Raw genomic sequence first — 2,297 nt, forward strand, 5'->3', positions numbered from 1 at the left:
AAGGAAATGCAGTCTGGCAACGTTCGACGCCGCATCAAACTGACGAAGCAGCACGCAGCACGAAGGACAAAACGACCACCAGCAGTCGCCCGAAAGCTCAGGGCAAAAGCATCATGCACCCGGGGTTGACCGGAAGTCTCCTAAGGAGATGTTAGACCGCATACCGGATGCCGGAACTTGCCTGGAACCCTTTGGCATCAAATAGCGACCATACGGCGCCCCAAGTGAATTGCTCTTGGCCGGTAGAAAAGGAACGAGAGAACGAGTGAGATAGCGCTTGCCGCATGAAGGATATCTCGGCGTCGATGGCTTGGCGAGTTGGCCAGCCGCCCTCGCGAGGCGAGTCTGGCAAAGCAACACCGAAGTGCGCTGACTCCAGCTTGCCGAGGTGGAAGCAAAGCGAAACACCACAAGGTTGACCGTTGAAAGTGAGCTGATGAAATGCCAGCCACACGTAGCCATTGCCATGATCTGTCTGGTTGCGGAAAAAAGCCGCAAGCTCAGATGCAGCAACCTCTTGCCGCATTCCTTGCGCGATGGGGCACGCAACTGTGGCGATGCGTATGGAGCCGTCGTTTGAGTCGAAGGAAATGGACGATTGCATTTTGCGGTTAACGCTGGAGTTAAGCGGCGCGTGGTACGCGCGTCCGCTTGGACGAGTGGTTAGGCCCAAGCCCGAAAGCCGACGATGTTGTATTCATTGGTCTTGGACCTTACCGAGAACGTGCTCGGGCTGCTGCGATCATAGCCGCCCTTGAGCAGGAAGCCGCTGTAGCCAGACGGATGGGTGATTCTCAGTCTTGCCTGTACTTGAACAAGCACCCGGTTGGGATCGTGCGCGGCCCTGAAGATGGCCCGGACCGCCCAGGGAGCCGCGGAAATGCCAAACAGAAGCGATTCTTTGCCGTGAGCAAAGGCATGCGCAGAGTAGGAGCTGGCGACGCCCAGGTCCTCCGAGGCGCGCACAATCTCGGGAGCAGCGGCTACTGCCAGAAGCGCTTGCAGCTCGGAAACGTCGGGAATGTATTCGTCGGACGCCGTCATCGGCCTAACGCTGGAGTTGAGTGGCGGCGTAGCCGTCCGCCTCGGACGAGTTGTTAGGCCTCGACGAATTTGCCGCCCGAAGCGAGGTGGCGAACAAGTGACATTGCAAGAAAGCCATAAACTGTCTCGGGTGGTGAGTCGTTAGGCACGTAACGAATATGTGTAGCTGAGTACGAAGTACCGAGCTCTTGGTTGACCGCTGCAAGGCCTTCTATAACGGCTGCCAAAACCTTGCTGAGATCGAGAGCCTCACGATTGAGGGAGCGGCGCGCAGGCAAACACTCCACGACTGGAGATGCCACGACGTTAGTGCTGAGGCGCAGCTGCAGCAGATTGTCGTGCGAGCCTGTGATGCGAGCAACGCTGAGAAGATCACCTTTGCGAACAAACTGCATATGAACCTAACGCTGGAGTTAAGCGGCGGCGTAGCCGTCCGCCTTGAACGACTGGTTAGGGCAGACCATACCAACCCCGCGGTCTAGTTGACCAGTGAAGAAAAGTATAAGCGATGGCCAAGCCTGTGAATGCGCCGGCAAACCCAGGTAACGCCTGAGCAAATGTGTAATTACTACTTGAGATGCCGGCTGAGCCACCGATGAGAAGCAGCAGGGAGTAAAAGGCCAGCGACTTCTTGCCTGCTGACCGAAGGCGGTCGCGGGTTTGCAGTTCCTTGCGGCTAAGGTCTCGCCAGATGCTTCCGAAATCGGCCAGCGTGATGGCTACCCCGAGACGGGAGCCTGGATGAAGAGAGAACCAGAATATGAGGGTGAAGCAGACCGCAACTATTGAGAACTCTCGCATTCGAGGTGTGCTCCCCCTGAGCCCTAACGCTGGAGTTAAGCGGCGGCCCGTATTGGCCGTCCGCTTGGACGAGTGGTTAGGTTGCAGCTACGCAAGAGCCGCAACCAGCGTTGCTGCAGATTGCCTTGTAAGAGGGCAAGTGAGCAATGGGTTGGCAAGCTCGTGAAGCGCCAGACCAATTGCGGACGAAGGGTTGTACTCAATGTCGTCGCGGCACTCGATGCAGTTGGCCCACGCCTCGACTTGCACAGCGGAAAGCGCACCAGCCATGAACCGATTGAGCGCCGAAGAGAGATGGGTAGCGTCCAGCACAACGAGCGGGTTGGGAGCGTCCCAGCCATAAGCCGAGAGATCGCGAGCGATATCCGGAATTGGCCGCGTGTACGAAAGAAGCGCTTTTAGAACGGATTCGCGACTATCCATGTTTGCGACCTAAGGAAACTCTGATTTTG

Annotated in this window: 4 protein-coding genes; all 4 read right to left on the bottom strand. The window is 57.2% G+C overall.

Annotated elements, in window-relative coordinates; all coding sequences use genetic code 11:
- Positions 1 to 151: 151 nt before the first annotated feature.
- Positions 152 to 604, bottom strand: a complete 453-nt coding sequence (locus UU7_RS18500) for a hypothetical protein (protein ID WP_157582399.1) — start codon at positions 602 to 604, stop codon at positions 152 to 154.
- A gap of 59 nt (positions 605 to 663) precedes the next feature.
- Complete coding sequence (locus UU7_RS17010; RefSeq protein WP_007810582.1) at positions 664 to 1,044, bottom strand: hypothetical protein; 381 nt, start codon at positions 1,042 to 1,044, stop codon at positions 664 to 666.
- A gap of 53 nt (positions 1,045 to 1,097) precedes the next feature.
- Positions 1,098 to 1,439 (bottom strand): hypothetical protein, encoded by a 342-nt coding sequence (locus UU7_RS18505; RefSeq protein WP_157582402.1) that lies wholly within the window; start codon positions 1,437 to 1,439, stop codon positions 1,098 to 1,100.
- Between the two features lie 493 nt (positions 1,440 to 1,932).
- Positions 1,933 to 2,268, bottom strand: coding sequence for a hypothetical protein (locus UU7_RS18510; protein ID WP_157582405.1), 336 nt, complete (start codon positions 2,266 to 2,268; stop codon positions 1,933 to 1,935).
- Positions 2,269 to 2,297: the final 29 nt, after the last annotated feature.

The organism is Rhodanobacter spathiphylli B39 (genome assembly GCF_000264295.1).
GTDB lineage: Bacteria > Pseudomonadota > Gammaproteobacteria > Xanthomonadales > Rhodanobacteraceae > Rhodanobacter > Rhodanobacter spathiphylli.

Coding starts and splice junctions, on each gene's coding strand:
- UU7_RS18500 (WP_157582399.1), bottom strand. CDS start 604: ATGCAATCGTCCATTTCCTTCGACTCAAACGACGGCTCCATACGCATC.
- UU7_RS17010 (WP_007810582.1), bottom strand. CDS start 1,044: ATGACGGCGTCCGACGAATACATTCCCGACGTTTCCGAGCTGCAAGCG.
- UU7_RS18505 (WP_157582402.1), bottom strand. CDS start 1,439: ATGCAGTTTGTTCGCAAAGGTGATCTTCTCAGCGTTGCTCGCATCACA.
- UU7_RS18510 (WP_157582405.1), bottom strand. CDS start 2,268: ATGGATAGTCGCGAATCCGTTCTAAAAGCGCTTCTTTCGTACACGCGG.